Source organism: Micromonospora sp. CPCC 206060 (genome assembly GCF_036906895.1).
In the GTDB taxonomy this organism is placed as follows: Bacteria; Actinomycetota; Actinomycetes; order Mycobacteriales; family Micromonosporaceae; genus Micromonospora.
Window position 1 is genome coordinate 44,505 of the sequence record NZ_JBAKHU010000040.1, and the last position, 18,706, is coordinate 63,210.

6 protein-coding genes are annotated in these 18,706 nt (G+C 73.3%); all 6 read right to left on the bottom strand.

Annotated features, from left to right (window positions below):
• Window positions 1-91 precede the first annotated feature (91 nt).
• The 6 genes from V6U90_RS22325 to V6U90_RS22350 all read right to left on the bottom strand — a co-directional run bounded on the left by V6U90_RS22325 (window position 92) and on the right by V6U90_RS22350 (window position 17,184).
• Window positions 92-5,701, bottom strand: coding sequence for a type I polyketide synthase (locus V6U90_RS22325; protein ID WP_334439951.1), 5,610 nt, complete (start codon window positions 5,699-5,701; stop codon window positions 92-94).
• Window positions 5,698-10,674, bottom strand: a complete 4,977-nt coding sequence (locus tag V6U90_RS22330; protein ID WP_334439954.1) for an amino acid adenylation domain-containing protein — start codon at window positions 10,672-10,674, stop codon at window positions 5,698-5,700. The genes V6U90_RS22325 and V6U90_RS22330 overlap by 4 nt, the downstream gene beginning before the upstream one ends.
• Window positions 10,675-10,797: 123 nt before the next feature.
• Window positions 10,798-12,147 (bottom strand): thioesterase domain-containing protein, encoded by a 1,350-nt coding sequence (locus V6U90_RS22335; RefSeq protein ID WP_334439957.1) that lies wholly within the window; start codon window positions 12,145-12,147, stop codon window positions 10,798-10,800.
• Between the two features lie 188 nt (window positions 12,148-12,335).
• On the bottom strand, window positions 12,336-14,222 hold the full coding sequence (locus V6U90_RS22340; RefSeq protein ID WP_334439968.1) for an ABC transporter ATP-binding protein: 1,887 nt from the start codon (window positions 14,220-14,222) through the stop codon (window positions 12,336-12,338).
• Window positions 14,223-14,449: 227 nt separating this feature from the next.
• Window positions 14,450-16,162, bottom strand: a complete 1,713-nt coding sequence (gene argS / locus V6U90_RS22345) for an arginine--tRNA ligase (protein ID WP_442933647.1) — start codon at window positions 16,160-16,162, stop codon at window positions 14,450-14,452.
• Between the two features lie 137 nt (window positions 16,163-16,299).
• Window positions 16,300-17,184: an aminoglycoside phosphotransferase family protein gene (locus tag V6U90_RS22350; protein WP_334439962.1), complete on the bottom strand. Its 885-nt coding sequence runs from the start codon at window positions 17,182-17,184 to the stop codon at window positions 16,300-16,302.
• Between the last annotated feature and the right edge of the window lie 1,522 nt (window positions 17,185-18,706).

Genomic DNA, 18,706 nt, shown 5'->3' on the forward strand with positions numbered 1-18,706 from the left:
ACTGCGGGGCTCGCTACGCTCACTCCTCACGCTCACCGCAGTGCTCCCTTCCGTTCGCGACTGCGGGGCTCGCTACGCTCACTCCTCACGCTCACCGCTGCCCCACGTCGGCGCGGCGGGGCTGGCGGACGATGATGGTGGCGCCCTCGTCGGGTACGGCGGGAGCGGCGCTGTGCCGTTCCTGCTCGATGAGGCGCACCACGCCGGCCACGGTCGGTTCCTCGAACAGGCTGCGCATCGGTAGCTTCACCTGGACCTGCTTGCGGACCAGCGCGATGAGCTGGACCGCCACCAGCGAGTTGCCGCCCAGGTCGAAGAAGTCGTCCTCGACGCCGATCTCGTCACCGCCGAGCACCTCACCGAACAGTTGCGCGACGGTCGCCTCCAGTTCGGTCCTGGGCGCGACGTAGCTGTCCGACCGGGGTCGGGCCGCACCACCCGGGCGGGCCGCCGAGTCGTCCGGCGACAGGTCCTCGACCGCGTCCCGGGTGACCCCACCCACCTCGGCCAGGAAGGTCGGCAACGCGACCGCGGTGACCACGACCTGCGCGCCGAGCGGGGTGGCCAGCAACCGGCACAGCGCCTCGGCGCCGTCGGCGGGGCGGATCCCCCGCCGGTCGGCGGTGACCGGCCCGGCGACCGCATCCGGCTCGGCGGCGGTCACCGTGGCGTCGCCGCCGGCCTGGTCGGTCCCCGGGCGGGCCGTCACCGTGGCGTGCACGGCGTCGGGGTTGATCCGGCGCAGGACGTAGTCGCTGATGCTGACGATCTCCCGGCCGGCGTCGTCGATCAGGGACACGTCGGCGACGATGACCTCCGCGCCCGCGGAGTCCCGGAACCGCAGGTGGCTCCAGAGCCGGCGGGGCATCCGGTCGCGGACCACCACCCGGCCGTAGCTCAGCGGCAGGTAGTGGCCCTCCAACCTGAACCGGGCGAACGAGGTGGCCTCGTCGAGGATGCCGGGGTGCAGCACCCAGTTGTGCAGGTCGGCGGCGACGACGTCGTTCGCTTCCAGCAGCGCCAGCGCCTCGTTGTCGCCGGTGTACCAGGTCCGCAGGTTCTGCCAGTGCGGCCCGTAGGTGAGCAGGCTCGACAGCGCCACCCCGCCCTGGCCGCCGGCCTGGGTGCAGCGGCCACGGACAGCGTCGAGGTCGACGACCGGCGTCGATCCGGAGTCGGTCCAGCCGGCACCGCCGCGCGCGTGGGTCGAGGTGGTGCCGCCGGCGATGCTGCGGACCTGGAACTCGGCGCCGTCGGGCTCGGTCTCGAAGACCACCCGCAGCTCGGCGGAGGTGCCGTCGGGTACCGGCATCGGCTCGACGAAGACCACGTCACGCAACTCGATGACCTGGCCGTCGCCCCGCTCCGGCAGCGCCGCCTCGGCCGCGGCGCGGGCGATCTCCACGTACCCGGTGCCGGGCATCAGCGGTACCGGTGACATCCGGTGCTCGTCGAGCACCCAGTGGGTCGCGGCGGACACCGTCCCGCCGCACCAGGGCAACGCACCGGTGCCGGGGTCGTGTCGCGCCACGACGACCGGGTGACCGACCGGCGTCACGGTTTCCGCTGCGGTCGGCGTGCTGGGCTCACCGGGCTCCCGGCCGCGCAGCGCCGCCGGTGCGGCCACCTCGGCGGCCATGCCGGCGTCGAGCCAGCCGCCCCAGTTGACCGAGACGACCCGGGACCGCCAGCCGTGCGCGCTGCGGGCGTGCGCGTCGAGGAAGGCGTTGGCACCGCAGTAGTCGACCTGGCCGAAGCCGCCCGCCACTGCGGTGATCGACGAGCAGAGCAGCACCGCGTCGAGGTCCAGGTCCCCGAACGCCTCCCGCAGCGCCAGGGTGCCGAGCAGCTTCGGTGCCAGCACCCGCTCGGCGTCGGCGCGTTCCTTGACCTCTGCGACACCACCGCCGGGCACACCGGCGGCGTGCACGATGCCGTGGATCGCGCCGAACATGGCCAGCGTCTCGCGTCGTACCCGCCGCAGGTCCTCGGGGTCGGTCACGTCGGCGGCCAGGACCAGTGCCTCACCACCGGCCTCCTCGATCCGGCGTACCGCGGCGATGGCCCGGCCGATCCGCCCGGTCGTACCGTGCTCCCGCAGGTGGTCGTCCCACTGCACGCGCGGCGGCAGGCCGGAACGGGACACCAGCACCACCCGGGCCCGGGCTCGCCAGGCAAGATCCTCGGCCACCGTGATGCCGATACCACCCAGCCCGCCGGTGATCACGTACACGCCGTTGGTGCGTACCCCGGCGGTCCGTTCGGGGAGCGGGACCTGCTGGTACTCCTGCGCCCAGCGGCGATTGGCGCGCAGCGCCGTCGGCGGGCAGAGACCGGCCTCGTCGGTCTCCGGCTTACGGACCAGCTCCGTCACGACGGACGACCAGTCGGCGGGCGTCCCGGCGGCGGCCGGGTCCAGGTCGACGTGCCGGACGGCCAGCCACGGCAGTTCCAGCGGGACGACCCGGGCGATCCCGGCGACGGTGGCGTGTTCGGGGCGGACCAGGTCGGTGCCGGTGACGTCGGCGGCCCCCCGGGTCAGCACGTCGAGCCGGACGGTTTCCGGGTGGTCGCCGGCGGCGAGCGCCTCGACGAGGTAGAGCAGGCTGAAGAAGCCCTGGTCCTGGGCGGCCCAGGTCGCCGCCGGGGCATTGGCTGCGGGTGGGCCGCCGGCCGCCCAGGCGTGCACGATCCGCTCGACGGGCCCACCGACCTGGACCAACTCCGCGACCAGGGTGTCGTAGTCGGCGCGGTGGGCGGGCCGGACGGTCCAGCCGTCGGCCGTACGCCCGAACTCCGCGCCCGGGCGGACCTCGACGACCTGCGCGCCCTGGGCGCGCAGGTCCGCGCCGAGTCCGGTGCTGTCGTCGTCGCAGAACACCAGGCACCGGCCGATCGGCGGTTCGCTCGACGGGCCCGGGGTGAGCTGGCGCCAGGTCGGCGCCCACGCCCAGGCGTCGATCGGCAGGATCCCGCCGCGTTCCGAGCGGCTGGCGACCGCGGAGGTCTGCGCGGAGAACCCGGCTGCGGCGGCGTCCGGCTCGACCCAGGCCCGGGTGCGTTCCCACGGGTAGGTCGGCAGGGGCACCCGGTTGGCCACCGGGGCGATGGCCGCCGCGTCCAGTGCCACGCCGTGCGCCCACAGGGCACCGGCGGCGCGGTACAGCACGTGCACATCCGACACACTGTCGCGGGGGCCGGGCAGGCTCGGCAGCGGGGCCTGCGCGTCCCGGGGCAACTGCCCGCGTACCAGCCCGGCGAGCTGGCGGCCCGGGCCGCACTCCAGGAACAGCCACTCCCCCTCGGCCAGCAGGGTGGCCACCCCGTCGCCGAAGCGGACCGGCTCGCGCAGGTGCCGCGCCCAGTACGCGGGATCGGTGGCCTCCTGCGGGGTGATCCAGGTGCCGGTCACGTTGGACAGGAACGGCAGCCGGGGCGCGGACCGCTCGGTCGCGGCGACCAGGTCGCGGATCGCGGCGAGGATCGGGTCCATCATCGGCGAGTGGAACGCGTGCGAGGTACGCAGCATCGTGGCGCCCACGCCGTCGGCGGCCAGCCGCTCGGCGAACGCCCCGACCAGCTCGGTCGGCCCGGCCACCACGCAGCTGTTGGGGGCGTTGACGGTGGCGACCGACAGCCCGTCGGGCAGCATCGGGTGGACCTCGGCCTCGTCGAGCTGCACGGCGAGCATCGAGCCGGGCGGCATGCTCTGCATGAGCCGGCCCCGGGCGGCGACCAGACGCAGGGCGTCCGGCAGGGTGAAGACCCCGGCCAGGGTGGCGGCGACGTACTCGCCGATGCTGTGGCCGAGCATCGCGGCCGGTTCGACGCCCCAGGTCTGCCAGAGCCGGGCCAGGGCGTACTCCACGACGAACAGTGCCGGTTGGGCGCGACCGGTGCGGCGCAGCGCCTCGTCGCCGCCCTCGGTGAAGATCACTTCCCGGAGGTCGCCGAGGCCGCCGGCCGGGTCGGTGGCCAGGATGTCGATGCACTCGTCCACCGCGTCGCGGAACACCGGCTCGGTGCGGTACAGCTCGGCGCCCATGCCGGCGTACTGCGCGCCCTGGCCGGAGAAGAGCAGGGCCACCCGGGGCGCGCGCCGGCCGGCCACCCCGGTGACGACGCGCTTGGCGTCGGCCAGCGCGGCCACCGCGTCGAGCGTGTCGGTGACCACCACCGCGGCCCGGCGGGCGAGTTCCCGCCGGCCGACGCGCAGCGTGTACGCCACGTCGGCGAGGTCCAGTTCCGGATACGCGGTCAGGTGCGCGGCGAGCTGCTCGCGCTGGCGGGCCAGGGCGGTGTCGGTACGTGCCGACAGGTGCAGCAGGTACGCCGGACGGGTGGCACCGCCGACCGGCGTCTGCGGGGGCGCCTCCTGCAGGACGGCATGTGCGTTGGTGCCGCCGATGCCGAACGAGCTGACCGCGGCCCGGCGGGGGGTGCCGTCGGGCTCCCACCGGGTCAGTTCGGTGTTGACGTAGAACGGGTTCTGCCCGAAGTCGATCTTCGGGTTGGCCTGCCGGTAGTGCAGGCTCGGCGGGAGCTGTCCGTGCTCCAGCGACAGCACCGTCTTGATCAGCGCGGCGGCCCCGGCGGACTGCCCGAGGTGGCCGATGTTGGACTTCACCGAGCCGATTGCGCACCAGCCCCGGTCGTCGGTGTCGCGCTGGTAGACGGCGGACAGTGCGGACACCTCGATCGGGTCGCCGAGGGCGGTGCCGGTGCCGTGCGCCTCGACGTACGTGATCGACCGTGGGTCGACCCCGGCCACGCCGAGCGCCTGGGCGATTACCGCCGCCTGTCCCTCCATGCTGGGCGCGGAGAAGCCGACCTTGGTGTCGCCGTCGTTGTTGATCGCGTTGCCGAGCACGACCGCGCGGATGTGGTCGCCGTCGGCGATCGCCTCCGACAGCCGTTTGAGTACCACGGCCCCGCCCCCGCTGCCCCAGATGGTGCCCCGCGCGTCGGCGTCGAAGGGGCGGCAGTGCCCGTCGGGTGCGGTGATGCCGTCCTCGTCGTAGAGGTAGCCGTGCCCGGCCGGGATGTCGATGGTCGCGCCGCCGGTCAGCGCCATGTCGCACTCGCCGTTGCGCAGGGCCTCGCAGGCCAGGTGCAGCGCCACCAGCGAACTGGAGCAGGCGGTGTTCATGGTCAGGCTGGGTCCGCGCAGGCCCAGCCGGTACGAGGCGAGGGTCGCCGCGTAGTCGGGGTGGTTGCCGACCATCACCGCCAGCCAGCCGGCGTTGGCGTACGCCTTGGGGTTGCTGCGGATGTTGAGCCACTGGTAAACGTCCGGGCCGACGGTGGCGTACATGCCGATCTCGCCGTCGTAGCGGGCCGGGTCGTAGCCGGCGTCCTCCAGCGCGGTGTGGCTCAGCTCCAGCAGCAGCCGGTGCTGCGGATCGCGGGTCTCGGCCTCCCGGATGGACATGCCGAAGAACCCGGCGTCGATGCTGTCGTAGTCGTCGAGGACGGCAGCAGCCGGGACGAAGTTGGGGTCGCTGACGATCGACTCGGGTACGCCGAGTGCCCGCTGCTCGTCGAGGGTGAAGAACCGTACGCCCTCGACGCCGCCGACGAGGTTGTCCCAGAACTGCCGGGCGTCGGCGGCGCCGGGCATCCGGCAGGCCAGGCCGATGACGGCGATCGGCTCCGCGGTCGGGGTGTCGGTCGGCTCCACGGCGTGGTGGGTGTGGGTCATATCGCGCCTTCTCCAGTCGTATCCGTGGCACCGCCGGCGCGGCCCTGGTTCCTCTGACGTAGACGTTCCCGGCGGGCCGCGACGCGACGGGCGGCCCGGTCCAGACCGGAGCTGCCGCTGTCACCGTCGAGGAAGCCGGCGAGCAGGCGGACGGTGGGTCGGCGGAACAGCTCCACCACCGGGATCTCGGCACCGACGGCCGCCGAGAGCCGGGCGGCCACCGCGACCAGGGCCAGCGAGTGGCCGCCGGTGTCGAAGAAGTTGTCCTCCGGGCCGACCCGCTGCCGGCCGAGGACGGTGCACCAGATTCCGGCGACGAGCCGTTCGGTCCGGGTCCGCAGCTCGTCGTCGACCGGCCGGGTCTGCGGTCGCGGCACGATGCCGGCCAGCGCCCGCCGGTCCACCTTGCCGTTGGCGGTCAGCGGGATCGCCGGCACCAGGTGCAGCTGTGCCGGTACGGCGTATTCGGGGAACCGGGCCCGCAGGTGCTCCACCAGGTCGGCCGGGCGCAGGTCGGGTTGGGCGGGTGCGACGAACGCGCGGATGCCCTGCTCGGCGCCGGTGGTGACCGGCAGCGCGGCGGCGGCCCGCACGTCGGGGTGGGCGGCCAGGGCCGCCTCGATCTCGGCCAGTTCGACCCGGTAGCCGCGTACCTTGATCTGGTGGTCGACCCGGCCGGCCAGCACCACCGTGCCGTCGGGGCGGTGCCGGCCCAGGTCACCGGTGCGGTACCGCCGGTCCTGAGGATCGGTGCCGCCGGGGGTGCGGTCGAACCGGCGGTCGGTCAGCCCGGGGTCCAGGTAGCCGGTCGCCAGGTGCCGGCTGCGGACCACCACCTCGCCCAGTTCGCCGACCGCCGCCGGTCGGCCGGACCGGTCGACGACGACGAGGGCGCTGCCCGGGGCACCGTGCCCGATCGGGACGACGTCGCCCGGTGGGTCGGCCGGCACCTCGTACCAGGAGTGGATCTGCGGGGTCTCGGTGGTGCCGTAGGCGTTGACGAGCCGGGCGTGCGGCGCCAGCGCGCGCAGCCGGGCGGAGTCCCCGGCGGTGAACTGGTCCCCCGCGACGACGAGCAGGCGCAGGTCGGACAGGGGTGCACCGGCCGGGCCGATGGTCAGCATCCGGCCCAACTGCGGGGTCAGGTGCGCCACGGTGATCCGCTGCTCACGCAGCCAGGCGCCGAGCCGGACCGGGTCGCGCAGCAGCGCCTGGTCGGGTACGGCCAGTCGCGCGCCGAGCACCAGCGGCGTGTACAGGTCGCGCAGCACCGGGTCGTGACCGAGACCGGCGAGCAGCGCGAACCGGTCGTGCGGTCCGAGACCGACGGTGTCCGGGTACCAGTCGAGGAACGCCGCCAGCGCCGCTGCGGTGCCCGCCACGACCTGCGGCTCGCCGGTGGTGCCGGAGGTGAACGACAGGTACCCGCCGTCCGGCGCCACAGTGCCGTCCACCGGGGCCACGGTGCCGTCGGGCGGGGCCGGTGGGTCGGCGGGGTCGAGCCGGATCAGGTGGTCCAGTTCGGCGGGGACGGTCACGTCCGGGCAGACCAGCAGGGCCTTGGCGGCGGCGGCCGTCGCCTGCCGGGCCAGCCGGGCGGCCGGGTGGGCGGTGTCCAGCACCGCCCACCGGGCACCGGCGGTCAACACGCCGAGCAGCAGGGCCGGTAGTGCCACGTGCCGGCTCGCCAGGACCGCGACGGTCTCCCCCGGGCCGATCCCGGCGGCGCCGACCGCTGCGGCGACCCGGCGGCGCAGCACGTCGAACGCGCGCCAGGTCAGCTCGCCGCCGGCACCGGTGACGGCCGGGTCGTCGGGGTGCGCGGCGACGCGGCCGGCGATGCGGTGCAGCACCGGTACGCCGTCGCGGCGCGGCAGCGGGGTACGCCAGTCGGGCAGCCCGGCGGCCGGCGGGCGGGCCGGGGCGTCGACGACCGGGGCGTCGGGCGTGGCGACCAGGGTCCGGACCAGGTGCGTGTACGTGTCGAGCAGGGCCCCGATCCGGTCGGCGTCGTACAGGTCCGGGTTGTACACCGCCGCGAGGTGCAGGCCGTCGCCGTGTTCACTGACGTACAGGGTGAGGTCGAACAACGAACCGGGCAACCCGGCCGGTACCGGCTGTGCGGTGCAGCCGGGCAGGTCCAGCCGGGCCGGCCCGAAGGTGTACATGTTGAACAGCACCTGGATCAGCGGGTTGCGCCCGAGGTCGCGGGGCACCCGCAGCGCCTCCACGACGCGCTCCAGCGGAGCGTCCCGGTGCGCGACGGCGAGCCGGACCTCCTCGGCGCAGCGCCGGACGTGCGCGGTGAAGCTGTCGTCGTCAGCGATGCGCAGCCGCAGCGGCAGGATCTGCAACAGCAGCCCGATGAGCGGCTCGAACGCGACGTGGTCCCGGTCGGCGAACGGGATGCCGACGATCAGGTCGTCCTGTCCGGTGAGCCGGCGCACCAGCTGCGCGAACGCGGCGAGCAGGACGGTGTGCCCGGTGGTGTCGGCCCGCCGGGCCAGGGCCCGGACCGCAGCGGTGGTGTCCGCGTCGAGGCGGGTGTCGCGGGTCGCGCCGCGGAACGACTGGGTGGCCGGGCGGGGCCGGTCGCGGGGCAGGTCACACACCGTGGGGGCGTCCGCCAGCCGGCGCGCCCACCAGTTCAGGTGCGCGCCGCCGTGGCGGGCGGCGCGGTCGGCCAGGGTCGCGACGTAGTCGGCGAACCCGGCACGCAGGGGCGGCGCTTCGGGGCGGCGGCCGTCGAGTGCGGCGGCGTACCCGTGGGCGAGGTCCCGGTAGAACACCTCCTGCGACCAGCCGTCGAAGACGAGATGGTGCACGGTGACGGCCAGGACGTGTTCGTCGTCCGCCAGTCGCACCAGCATGACCCGCCACAACGGACCGGTGGCGAGGTCGAACGGGGTGAGCGCGGCGGCGTCGAGGGCCGCCCGCAGCGCCCGTTCCCGTTCGTGCGGCGCCCCGTCGGACAGGTCGAGCACCGGCACCGGTACCGCGACGGCGTCGTCGACGGCCACGTAGGGGGCGCCGGAGCGCTGCGGCACCCGCCAGCGCAGCGGCTGGTGGCGTTCGGCGACGCCGGTGAGGGCGCTGCGCAGCGCGGACAGGTCGAGCGGCCCCCGGAGCCGCTCGGCGAAGGCGATGGTGTGGGTGGGAGTGCCGGGCGCGGCCTGTTCCACGAACCACATCCGCCGCTGTGCGGTGGACAGCGCGGGTGGGTTGCCCACCGGGACGAGGTCGGCGCCGTCGAGCACCGGGGCCGCCTCGACCCGCCGGGTCAGCCCGGCGAGGGTGCGGCCGGCGTACACGTCCTCCACGACGATGTCGCGGCCGATCCGGTCCCGCAGCGCGGACACCAGCCGCATGGCCCGCAGCGAGTGCCCGCCCACGTCGAGGAACCCGTCGGTCGGCGCGGGTCCGGACGCCTGGAGGACCTCCGCCCAGGCGGTGGCCACGGCCGCCGCGAGCGACGCCGCCGGCTGCGGCGCCGGTACGACGCTCGGCCGCTGCCGGTTCAGCTCCCGCAACGCCGCCAGGTCGGTCTTGCCGGCGACGGTCAACGGCAGCGTGGCGAGCCGGACCACGCGGGTGGGCAGCATGTAACCGGGTAGCCGCTGCGCGCAGTGCTCCCGCAGTGCGGCCAGGTCGGGAGCGTCGGCCGGGGTCAGGAAGGCGACCAGTTCCCCGGTCGCGCCCGGTTCGACGTCGACGACCGCCTGCGACACCCGGGAATGCGCGCGGACCACCGACTCGACCTCGCCGATCTCGACCCGCTGGCCCTGGATCTTCACCTGCCGGTCCAGCCGGCCCAGGTACGCGATCCGTCCGTCCGGCTCCCACGCCGCCCGGTCCCCGGTGCGGTACAGCCGTGCCCCCGGCTCGTCGCCGTACGGGTCGGGGACGAACCGTTCGGCGGTCAGCGCGGGTCGCCGCCAGTACCCGAGGGCAACCTGGGGACCGCCGATGTACAACTCACCGGGCACCCCGGGCGGACAGGGGTCCATCCGCTCGTCGAGCACGTACGCCCGGCATCCGGCCAGTGGCCGGCCGATCGGTACCGGCCGCTGCCAGTCGCCGGTCAGCTCGCCGCCGACCACGCACACGGTGGTCTCCGTCGGGCCGTACCAGTTGTGCAGCCGGCGTTGCGGTGGGGCCGACCAGCGGGCCACCTGCTCCGGGCCGGGTGGCTCACCGGCGGTGACGACGTCGCGCAGGGTGGGCAGCCGGGTCGGATCCAGCAACGGCAGCAGGGCCGGTGGGATGAATCCCCAGGTCACCTCGTGTGCGGCCAGAAACCGCTGCAGGCGGGCCGGGTCGACGCGGTCGGCGTCCGGGACGAGTTGGACGCTGGCCCCGCAGGTCAACGGGGTCAGCAGGTCCAGCACCGACACGTCGAAACCAAGGGCGGAGAAGGCGACGGCCCGGCAGGTGGCGTCGAGTCCGAAGTGCCGGCCGGCGGCGGTGACGAACGACGCGACGCTGTGCTGGCTGACGGCCACGCCCTTGGGGCGCCCGGTCGATCCCGAGGTGTACAGCACGTACGCCGTGTTCGTCGCGCTGGCTGCGCCGGCCGGTGCCGGACGGGTGCCGGTGGGCGGTGCGTCGGCGCCGGTGGGCGCCAGGGTCGGTACGACGAGCTGCCGGCCGGTGTCGGCGAGCAGCGTCGCCCCGCCCTCGTCGACCACCACCACGTCGATGCCGGCGTCGGCGCAGATGTCGTCGAGTCGGCTCAGGGGATGCGCCGGATCGAGCACGACGTACGCGCCACCGCTGGCCAGGATGCCCAGTACGCCCACCGGCAGCAGCGGGCCACGGCGCGTGCAGATGCCGACCCGGGTCTCCGGTCCGACCCCGAGGGCCCGTAGCCGCCCGGCCAGCGCGGCGGCGGCACCGACCAGCGTGGCGTAGGTGAGGGTGGACTCCCACTGGCGGACCGCGACCGCCCCGGGCCGCTGCGTCGCCTGTGCCACCACGAGATCCCACAGCAGTCCGGCCGGGGACGGCTGTCCCGGGCCATGTGTCCACTGTCGGGGCGCCACCGGTTCGTCCGCTCGCTGGCCCGCACCCGGTGTGCCGGCTCGTACCACGTCCATCTAGCGCAGGTCCATGCCGAACGTCTCGAACCGCAGTCGCCACCGTCCACGGCAGGTGGCGACTGCGGCTACCGCGCCGTCCAGGTCGAGGTGGGTGACCTGCCAGCCGGTGGCGTCCGGTCCGGCCGGTGCGCTGCCGGTGGCCTTGCGGACGGCCTCCTTCGCCGTCCAGCACCGCATCGCGGCCCGTAGCTGGTGTTCCTCCGGTTCGGCCAGCACCTCGGCCCGCTCGGCGGGGGCCAGGACCCGTTCGCAGAAGGCGTCGAAGTCGGCCATCGGCCGCAGCGTTTCGAGGTCGACGCCGAGGTCCTCCTGGCAGACCGCGACGACCGCCGTGCCGGCCGACCGGCCGATCGACCAGCGCAGCCCGGCCGGTTCGGACCGGAGTGGATCCGTGCCGTAACGCCGCAGCAGGTCACGCAGGGCCACCCGGGATGCGACGTGGCGGCGACGCTCCGTCGGGTCGGCGATCCGCGCCGCGCGGGCCGCCTCCTCGGTGGACAGTTCCCCGGTCGCGGTGGTGCCGGCCGGCAGGTGGTCCAGCGCCATCCGCCACAGGTGGATCTCGTCGGCGGCGGGCGGGGCCACGGCGGGCCCGGCCGGCACGTCGGACAGGGCTGCCGCGAGGTCGGCCGCGATCATCGCGGTCACGGTCTGTGGTGCGGTACGGATGAACAGGTGGTCACCGACCAGGGTGTGCAGCCGGAAGGAGGCCGACGTGTGCCGGGCCCACCCGAGCATCATGTCGTCGGGTACCTCCCGGTCGTCGAGGCCCGCGAACGCCACCACCGGCACGGGCAGCGGGTCGGCGGGACGGTAGCGGTACCGCTTCAGCCAGTCCAGGTCGGTGCGGAGCGTCGGCAGCACCGCCTCCCGGATGTCCGGATCGTCCCGGACCACGGGCGGCGTACCGGCGCGCAGGATCAACTGCTCCAGGAACGCGTCCACGGACAGGTGCGCCAGCCGGGTGATCGGCTCGGGCAGGTGCGGTGGGTGGGCCGCGCCCACGTACAGCCGCACCGGCAGCGGCGTGCCGGTACGCCGCAGTTCCCGGATCACCTCGAAGGCCAGCCGGGCACCCATGCTGTGGCCGTACAGCGCGTACGGCGCGTGGGCGTGCGCGGCGATCCGGGCGGCCACGTCGCCCACCTCGATCCCCTGGTGCCCGGGCCGGCGACCGTCGCGTCCGGGAAGCTCCACGGTGTCCACTCGGACCGACCCGGGCAGGAGGTCGGGCCACCGCCAGTACGCCGTGGCGTCGCCCCCGGCGTAGGGCAGGCAGAACAGGGTGCAGTCGCTGGTCGGTGCGGTTCGGGCGGGCTGCGCGGACAGTTGGTCCACTGCGCTCATGGCCACTCACCTCCCCCACCCGTGCGAGTCTCACCGGACCGCGGATCAACCCGACCGGCCGCCGGGCAGCCCCCCGCCCGGTGGCCCAGATCACTATTCACGGTGGCCAATGCGGGGGATTTTGCCACAGTGGCCGATGCGCTGTCGATCATCAGAACGCCACCGGCCGGGGACACAGCGCAACGTGGTCAGGATCCGGCGGGGCCGGCCTGCTGCGGGACCGGCGGACGGACCACCACGCTGGCGTCGTACCCGGCGGCCTGCAGGGTGAACAGGTCGGCGTACCGGCCACCGGTGGCGATGAGTTCGTCGTGGCTGCCGGCTTCCACGAGCCGGCCGTGGTGCAGCACGAAGATCCGGTCGGCGTGCCGCACGTTGGCCAACCGGTGGGTGATCAGGATGGTCGTCGCCCTGCCCTGCCGGTCCCGGATGGCCTGGAAGAGGGCATCCTCGGCACGCGGATCCAGGGCGGAGGACGGCTCGTCCATAATCAGCAGTTCCGCGTCGCGCAGGAAACCGCGGGCCGCGGTGATGCGCTGCCACTGTCCACCGGAGAGGTCCTGCCCCTGGGCGAAGGTCCGGTCGAGCAGTGTCTCGTACCCATGGGGCAGCTCGCGGATCATGTCGTGCGCGACGGCCCGGACGGCGGCGGCCTCGATCCGCTGCTGCCGGGCATCGACGTCGACGTCGCCGATGGCAATGTTCGTCGCCGCGGTGAAGGGCCACTTGTGGTACTCCTGGGTGACCACGGCGATCCGGGTTCGCAGCCGGTCGAGGTCCCAGTCAGCCAGCGGTCGCCCGTTCCACTCGATCACACCGCTGGTCGGGGTACGCAGGGTGGCGATCATCGCGGCCAGGGTGGTCTTGCCGGAGCCGTTCTCGCCGACGAACGCCACGGTCTGCCCGGCCTGGATGGTCAGCGTGACGTCGTCGACGGCGGCGGTGTCCCGGTCGGGATAGCGCAGGCTGACCCCGCGTACGGCAAGTTCGCGCAGCGCCGGTGGGGCGTCGCCACCGTTACCGGGGTCGGGCAGGTAGGCGGCGGCGCGGGTCATGAAGCCGGTGTAGTCGCTGAAGTGCTGGCCCTCGGTGTAGACCCGGTCGATCTGGAAGGTGACCGTGGACAGTGAGCGTTGCGCGGACTGGACCGCGACGACGCAGGTGGCTGCGGCGGCCAGCGGGATCTGTCCGTCGACGAGCAGCAGGCCGAGCAGTGCGTAGACCGCGCCGGTGGCGATCCCGCCGATCACCGCGCCGAGGCTGGTGGTCGTGGTGACCCGGCGGGCGAGGGCGAGCTGGATGTCGGTCTCCACACCCATGACGCGGTCGTACTGGTCGAGCAGGAAGCGACGCAGCCCGTACGAGCGCAGTTCCGGGGCGGAGTCACGCTCGGCCATCAGCCGGTGCAGCAGCCACAACCGGCGGCGGCGTACCGACCCGGCGGTGTAGGTCCGGTACTGCAGATGCCCGGCGCGCAGGGCCGCCCACGCGTTGGGCAGGGTCGCCACCAGCAGCGCGACCAGCAGCAGCGGGTGGATCACGACCACCGCGGCGGTGACCGCGAGCAGACCGGCCAGCCCGGCGAGGAGGTTCATCGACGACTGGACCAGGTCGATCGCCGAGTCGCTGCCCCGGGAGGCGCGTTCCATGTCGTCGGCGAAGGCGTCGGCGTCGAAGGCGTCCAGGCGTACCGCGGTGGTCACCTCGAACAGGCCACGCTCGACCTCGCGGCTGACCCGGGGGGTGAGGCCGTTCTGGGCGTACCCGCTGGCGATGCCCATCCCGGCGCGGACCGCCGTGACCCCCGCGAGCGCGGCGAGCGCCGGCAGGGCGGCGACCACCTTGTCGGGGGTGGGTCCACCGGCGAACAGTTCGACGAGCGCCCGTTGGGTGGCCAGCAGCCCGAGGGCGGCCATGACCCCGGCGCCGACCGTCGCGACCGCCACCACCGAGGTACGCAGCCGGTCGGCCCGCCAGCTGATCCGGAGGGCTTCGGCGACCAGTCGGGGCAGCTCGGCGAAGACGGCGAGCAGGCTGGCCTCGGCGCGCGCCCGTACCCCGGTCTCCCACCACATCGCCCGGAGTTCGGGCAACACCGTCGTACCCGGTGACGGGCCACGGTGGTCGGTGGCGGCGCCGTCCCGGCGGTCGGATCCGGTGGCTGAACCTGTCACGGGCACTCCTCGACGCTGCGGGCCGCTCTGGCCGGCACGCCCCGCCCGGGTGACCATCACGGGACGTGCCGCCTGAACTACTTAACGCGGTCAGGCTGCGTCAGGGAAGAGCGTCGAGCCGGGCGCCTTCACAACCGCTCGGGTGCCTCGATCCCGATCAGGTCCAGGCCGAGCACCAGGACCTCCGAGGTGAGCCGGGCCAGCACCAGCCGCGAGTCCCGCACCTGCGGGTCCACGCCGCTGGCCAGGACCGGGCACGTCTCGTAGAACGAGGTGAACACGGCCGCCGTCTCGTACAGGTAGGTGCACAGCCTGTGCGGGGTGTACGACTCCAGGGCGGCGTCGACGGCGGCGGGGAGTTCGAGCAGCTTCAACGCAAGCGCCCGCTCGGCCGGCGCGGTGAGCAGCACCGGGGTGCCCGGGCCCGGCAACTGCCCGGCCTTGCGCAGGATCGACCGGATGCGGGCGTTGGCGTACTGGAGGTACACCGAGGTGTTGCCCTCCCGGGCCAGCATCTTGCCCCAGGTGAACAGGTAGTCCTTCTCCCGGTCACTGGACAGGTCGGCGTACTTGACCGCCCCGATACCGACCGCCCGGGCGACCTGCGCCTGTTCCTCCGGCCCGAGTTCGGAGCGTTCCGCCACGATGTCGGCGGCGTGGCTGACCGCCTCGGTCAGCAGTTCGACCAGCTTGATCGAGCCACCCGCGCGGGTACGGATGGTCTTGCCGTCCTCGCCGAGGATGGTGCCGAAGTTGATGTGGACGGTCCGGTTGTCGTCGGTCAGGTAGCCCGCCTGCCGGCAGGCGGCGAACACCATCTGGAAGTGCTGCGCCTGCGGGGTACCGACGACGTAGAGCAGGTCGGTGGCGCCGCGCTCCCCGACCCAGTACCGGACGGTGGCCAGGTCGGTCACGTGGTAGCCGTACCCGCCGTCGCGCTTACGCAGGATGAGCGGCAGCGGCTCGCCCTCCCGGTTGGTGAACCCGGGCGGGAACACGCAGACCGCACCGCCGCTGACCTGGGTGAGGCCCTTACGTTCCAGGTCGTCGATGGTGTCGGCGAGCATCGGGTTGTAGAAGCTCTCCCCGTAGATGTCCCCGGCGCGCAGGCCGATGCCGAGCAGGCCGTAGACCTCCTCGAAGTGCCGGGTCGACTCCTCGACCAGCTGGCGCCACAGCGCGAGGGTGCGCTCGTCACCGCTCTGCAGTTGTACGACCCGCAGCCGGGACCGGTCGGCGAACTCGGGATCGGCGTCGAACTTGCTGCGGGCGGCCTGGTAGAAGCCGTTGAGGTCGGTGATCGTGTGGGCGCTGTCGTCCCAACCGATGTCGATCAGGTGCTCGATGAGCATCCCGAACGGGGTGCCCCAGTCCCCGAGGTGGTTGTGCGGTAGCACCTCGTGGCCGGCGAACTCCAGCAGCCGGCGGACCGCGTCACCGATGATCGTGGAGCGCAGGTGCCCGACGTGCATCTCCTTGGCCACGTTGGGGCTGGAGTAGTCCAGGGCGTAGCGGCGGGGCCGGGCGACGGTGGGTACGCCGAGTCGCGGTTCGCCGACCAGGCCGGCGACGGCGGTGGCCAGCCACCCGTCCCGGACGACGAAGTTGATGAAGCCGGGGCCGGTGACCTCCGGCGGTGCGGTGAGATCGTCGATGTCCAGCGCGGCAACGATCTTGTCGGCCACCTCCCGTGGCGGGCGACCGACCCGTTTGGCCAGGCTCATCGCCAGGTTGCACTGGTAGTCGACGCCGGCCCGGGTGGAGGGTCGGACCATGGTGTCGGCGGGGGCCACCTCGATGTCCAGGGCGGTACGCAACGCCCGGACCAGCCGATCACCAATCTTGGACCCGATGTCGCCTGCCACTGGCCTCCCTCTCCCGTCTCGCTCACGCAATGTAGTCGTGCTGAGTTTCGCAGATCGCGGACCGGCGACCGCACGTGCCCGGCCACGACCAGTGACCGCGCGGGCCCGCAGGTCTAGAGCCGGTCGGTGAGGACGGCGTCGACCGCCCGGCGGCCGAGGGCGGCCATCACCGGGTTGGTGTGCCGGTAGTAGGTCACTGCGCTGACGAAGGTCAGGGCCCAGCCTCTACCCCGGGCCCAGGTCTCGTCGTCGAACCCGGCCGCCGCCCGGAACATCTCGCGGGCGGGCGGGTCGAACAGGGTCCAGGCGGGGAGGGCGTCGCAGGCCGGGTCACCGACGCCCGCCGCGCCGAAGTCGATGACGCCGACGAGCCGTCCGTCGTCGACGAGCAGGTTGCCGGGTAGGAGGTCACCGTGGGTCCAGACCGGTGGGCCGTCCCAGTCGGGCACCGCGAGCGCCTCCTCCCAGGCCGCGAGCACCGCGTCGGCATCGACGAGGCCCCGCGCTGCGGCCGTCCACTGGCGTACGAGGGCGTCCCGGCCGCGCAGCGGACCGCTGCGGTAGCCCTGCCGCGCCCCGGACGGGTCGGCCCGGCGCAGCGCGGCGACGAACCCGCCGAGGTCGGTGGCGACTGCGGCGCCCCCGCCGTCGGCCACCTCGGCGGTCCGCCCAGGAAGCCACCGGTTGACCGCCCACGGCCACGGATAGCCGTCGGCGGGTACGCCCTGCGCGACCGGCTCCGGCACGGCGACCGGTGAGTGGGCCGCGAGGCGGGGCAGCCACCGGTACTCGAACTCCACCTGCTCGACGGTGTCCGCGATGCGCGGCAGTCGTACCACCAGATCGTCACCGAGGCGGTAGATCGCGTTGTTGGTGCCGGCGGAGCTAACCGGGTGCACGGGCAGGTCGGCCCACCGGGGGAACTGCGCGCCGAGCAGCCGGCGGACCAGGTCGACATCGGTCACCACCTCGCCGTCGTGCATCCGGGCACCGGACATGTGACTCCCCCGTCGTGTGGCGATCGCGCCGGGGAGCCTAGGTCGGTGGCCCGGCCCGGGCCAACGCGTTTTCCTCGGCGGCGTGGGCGTCGGCGGCGTGGGCGACCGGTCATCGGCCGGGGACTGCGTCGGGACGTACCGATCGCCTCGACCCGTTGGCAGAGCACGACGTGGTGAGCCGGTTGCCCGGTCCCCGCGTCAGGCCCCGGTTGGCCACCGGGCCACCGGGCCACCGGGCCACCGGGCCACCGGGCCACCGGGCCACCGGGCCACCGGGCCACCGGGCCACCGGGCCACCGGGCCACCGGGAACGAGCCTGATGCCCGTGGGTCATATTTATACCCCTGCGGTATCAGGCTCATCCTGAGTTGGGGCCGCCGAGTGGACGGCACCGATACCACCGGCAGAGCGATGTCGACCAAGGCCGGGTGGGGTTCGCGAGCACGCTGTCAGTGAGCCACCGCCTCGTAGGGCCGGAGCCGGAGCCGGGGCCGAAGCCGTCGGCGAGCGGCCACCGGGTCGGGGTGTCGGGGGCGGTGTTCCTGCTGCCGGTGCAGCTCCGTGTCCTCGGGGCGCCGAGTCCGGCGGCTGGCGGGCGCAATGAAATGCCGTTGACCTGCGACGACCTGCGGCTCTCACTGTTCTCCCATTTCGGCGGCGGTTTCCGGCGGGCTGGGTTTGGTATTACCTGGCCACGGCCTCTCTGCTCGGCAGCCTGCCCGGAAAGACGGGCCGGGGTCATTGAACGGCTTATTGCGGAAAGGCCGTCGCCTCTACCAGCAGGTCTGGCCGAAAACTGACAGATATCCGAACACCCTGCCACCCCGAGGTGGGGATCATCAGCCGAGGGCCGGTCGTTTTGCCCGGATCACGTGCACGTGACCCCTCCGATCTCACCTCGGTAACCGCCGAAATAAGACAAGTAGTTATGGATCAGGAATATCACCGTGGTCGGATACCTCACGCGGGCAGACCACGCCCGCCTTTACCCACCGCATGAGCTGCAAGGATCTTCCACCAGGCGGGGCACAGACATTCCGGATGGATCAGCGACCACATCCCGGGAACCCACACCAACCAATTGGTGAATTGATGTTGCTGAGTCATCCGTGGATCACGTAAAGTCGCGACGGGCCTCACCTGAGGCTGGACGTTAATTGCGCGCAATTGATCACCCGGGCTGCCACCTACGTCGAAAGGCGTGCCCATGCATCACCGGCACAGCACCGCGATCCCGTAGCGACACCCGGCATGGGCAGGTTGGCCGGCAGCGTCGCCGGTCGATCCGGTTCTGCACGTCCCGCTCCGGAGATCCTCCACCAGTACCACGTCAGGTCGTCGATGGTCGGTATCCGTCGACGCCTCTCCCCCGCACCACCGCCCGCGGTGCACCCTGCCTCGAAAAGGGGTACCTGATTGACATCCTCCCCGTCCTAAAGGACGGGGATTCCCGTGGTCACCCTCGGGTTTTCCTGTTTCGCCGACGACCGCCCCGTCCGAGAGGACTCTCGTTGAGGTCTTA

Excerpts from the sequence above, each read along its gene's own strand:
- V6U90_RS22325 (WP_334439951.1), bottom strand. The coding sequence starts at position 5,701 with ATGACCCACACCCACCACGCCGTGGAGCCGACCGACACCCCGACCGCG.
- V6U90_RS22340 (WP_334439968.1), bottom strand. The coding sequence starts at position 14,222 with ATGTGGTGGGAGACCGGGGTACGGGCGCGCGCCGAGGCCAGCCTGCTC.
- V6U90_RS22350 (WP_334439962.1), bottom strand. The coding sequence starts at position 17,184 with ATGTCCGGTGCCCGGATGCACGACGGCGAGGTGGTGACCGATGTCGAC.
- V6U90_RS22335 (WP_334439957.1), bottom strand. The coding sequence starts at position 12,147 with ATGAGCGCAGTGGACCAACTGTCCGCGCAGCCCGCCCGAACCGCACCG.